Here is a 2,910-nt window from a genome sequence, read left to right as displayed (position 1 = left end):
TCCCGACGGGCGGGTTTTTTGTACTCTCGCGGGTACCCTCGGGCATGCGTGAACTCCGGCGCTGTGACTTCTGTGGCGGCGACGCCGCCGGCACCTTCGAGATCGTTCCACCCGAGTTGAATCCGACGGAGGCCGAACAACGTCGCGTCGTCCTCTGTGACGACTGCAAAGCGGTGCTCGGCGAACTGCTCGAGCCGTTGCTCGAACGGGCTGGTGCGGGCGATGGACGCGACAGGGAGGCCGGCACGGACGATGGCGAGGCCGGACCCGACGACGGCGAAGTGAGAGGTGGCGACGAGTCAGGAAGCGGCGATGGCACGGCCGTATCCAACGATAGGGAAGCGAGAAGCAGCGATGGCGAGTCCGAATCCGACGAAGCGGAGGGGATCCGGTTCGACGAATCGGGTTCCGCTGGCGCAGCTGGTCGGCAGGCGAACGGCGGCGTGACCGTCACCACGGACCAGCGATCGGCCGACCCTTCGGCCACAACAGGCGAGTCCACGGAGGGTGCCGACGGCGCGGGCGTCGGTGGATCCGACGGCCGGCCACCCGAATCCTACGGGAAGGTGTTGCGACTCCTGGGCAACCGCGAGTTCCCGATGGCCCGCGCGGAGGTCGAGGCGCTGGCGGCGGGTGCCTACGACCTCGAGGACCCCGAGGTCACGGCGATCATCGACCACGCCATCGAGCGCGGGAAGCTCGTCGAGGACGGGAGCCAGCTCCGCCGTCGGTAGCTTCCTCTCCGAGGCGAGTGGACCTCTCAGGGTATCTGCGTCGGTGCAGCGGCTCTCAGTCCTCGCCGTCTTCGGGCAGTAACGTCCGCGAGGAGTTGGTGACCACCAGCGCACTCGAGGCGCCCATCGCGAGCGCGGCGAACAGCGGATTCAGGAGGCCGGCGATCGCGATCGGGATCGCGATCGCGTTGTAGCAGAACGCCCAGCCGATGTTCTGTTTCACGCGGCGGCCGGCGGCGCCCGAGAGCGCGAAGACGGTCTCGATCGAGGCGAGGTCGTCGTCGACGATGGCGACGTCGGCGGCGTCGGCGGCCAGCGCGGTGCCGCCGCCCAGCGCGATCCCCAGGTCGGCGCTCGCCAGCGCGGGCGCATCGTTGGTGCCGTCGCCGACCATCGCTGTCCGGCCCCGCGAGCGCAGCCGGCGGACGGTCTCGGCTTTGCCTTCGGGGGGAACGCCCGCGAACACCTCGTCGACGCCGTCGTGGTCGCGGAAGACAGTGGCGGCCGCCTCGTCGTCGCCTGTGAGGACGACGACCTCGACGCCCCGCTCGTCGAGGTCCGAAATCGTCTCCGCCCAGCCCGCGCGTGCCTCGTCGCCGACGGTGACGATCCCTTCGGCGGCCCCCTCGCGGCCGACCAGGACGGGGAGCCGGCCGAACGCTCTGGTCTCGTCGACCGCTTCTGCCAGTTCGTCGGGAACCGACCAGCCGCGTTCGTCGAACAGGTCGGGGTGGCCGACCAGCAGTTCGGCGCCGTCGACGACGCCGCCGACGCCGGTGGCGTACGAGTGAAAGTCGGTGACGTCCGTGGCGTCGGGGGTGGTGTCGTCGGTTGCTTGCTCTGCGTTGGACTCCCGTAGCCCTCCGGTGGGCTCGGCTGGCTCTCGTTCGGGTTCGGCTGACGGTTCCGGGAGGCCGCCGTCGGGACGCGGGGACTCGTCGTCCGGTCGGGCCGTCTCGCCAGACCCCGTCGATCCCGGGCCGAATGCGTCGGCGATCGCGCGCGCGACGGGGTGCGCCGAGCGCCGTTCGAGCGCGGCGGCGGACTCGAACAGCTCCGTGGGACCGTCGGCGTCGAGCAGCTCCATCTGCCCCGTCGTGAGCGTTCCTGTCTTGTCGAAGACGACGACGTCGACGTCGCGGACGCGCTCGAAGACGGTTTCGTCGAAGACGACGACGCCCCGCTCCATCGCCTCGCGCACGCTCGTCGCGACCGCCAGCGGCGTCGCCAGCCCGAGCGCACAGGGACAGGAGACGATGAGGACGGTGAGTCCGACCAGGAGCGCGCCGGCGACGCCCGCCCCGGTGAGCAGATAGGCCGTCGCGACGACGATCGCGAGGACGGTCACCACCGGGACGAAGACGGTGGCGAGGCGGTCGGCGAGCTTCTGGATGCCGCTGGCCGAACTCTGGAGGTTCCAGACCAGGTCCGTGATGCGGTCTATGCTGCTGGTCGCGCGGTCGCCGACCTCGACGACGAGCGCGCCGTCGGTGAGCAGCGAACCGCCGACGACAGTGTCGCCTGCGCGTTTGGGGACGGGAAGCGACTCGCCGGTGACGACGGCCTCGTCGACGGCACCTTCCCCCTCGACGACGCGACCGTCGACTGGCACCCGTTCGCCACCCGGCACCAGCACCCTGTCGCCGGCTTCGAGAGCCTCGACGGCGACGGTCGTCGTCGACCCGTCGGCCTCGTAGCGCTCGGCATCGGCGACCTGGGCGGTCGACAGCGCGGAGAGGCGCTCGGTCGCCCGCCGCTTGACCGTGCTCTCGTAGTAGCCGCCGATCGTGACGACGAGGACGATCGCGACCGTCACGTCGTAGTAGACGTCGACGCGGCCGACGGCGACGGCGAGCGTGCTGTAGGCGTAGGCGGCGCCCGCCGCGAGCGTCACCAGCAGGTCCATATTCGGGTTGCGTGTCCGGAGGCTGACGATGGCGCCTTTGATGATCGGCGCCCCGGTGACGAAGAAGACGACGCTCGTGAGCGCGAAGAGGACGACGAAAAACGGCATCGCCGCCTCGCTCGTCACCATCTCGACGATGAACTCCTGGGTGCGGGCGTCGTAGTAGGGCGGCCTGACGTGCAGCGGGTAGATCAACAGCAGATACTGCATCATGACGACCATCCCGAAGAGGACGCCGACGATGAGGCGGGCCTCGGTGCGGTCTTCGGC

General features: G+C 70.1%; 2 protein-coding genes. One reads left to right on the top strand and one right to left on the bottom strand.

Going from position 1 to position 2,910, the window contains the following annotated elements:
• The first annotated feature begins 44 nt into the window (after positions 1–44).
• Positions 45–734 (top strand): hypothetical protein, encoded by a 690-nt coding sequence (locus QZT59_RS17055; RefSeq protein WP_290819040.1) that lies wholly within the window; start codon positions 45–47, stop codon positions 732–734.
• A gap of 55 nt (positions 735–789) precedes the next feature.
• On the opposite strand, the gene QZT59_RS17050 is transcribed toward QZT59_RS17055, so the two are convergent.
• Positions 790–2,910, bottom strand: a 2,121-nt coding sequence (locus tag QZT59_RS17050; protein ID WP_290819038.1) for a cation-translocating P-type ATPase, incomplete at its 5' end; no start/stop codon positions are given.

The sequence above is a fragment of the Halovivax sp. genome (assembly GCA_007119345.1).
GTDB lineage: Archaea > Halobacteriota > Halobacteria > Halobacteriales > Natrialbaceae > Halovivax.
Note: the sequence above shows the minus strand (reverse complement) of the source record. Positions and strands in the feature narration are given on the sequence as shown.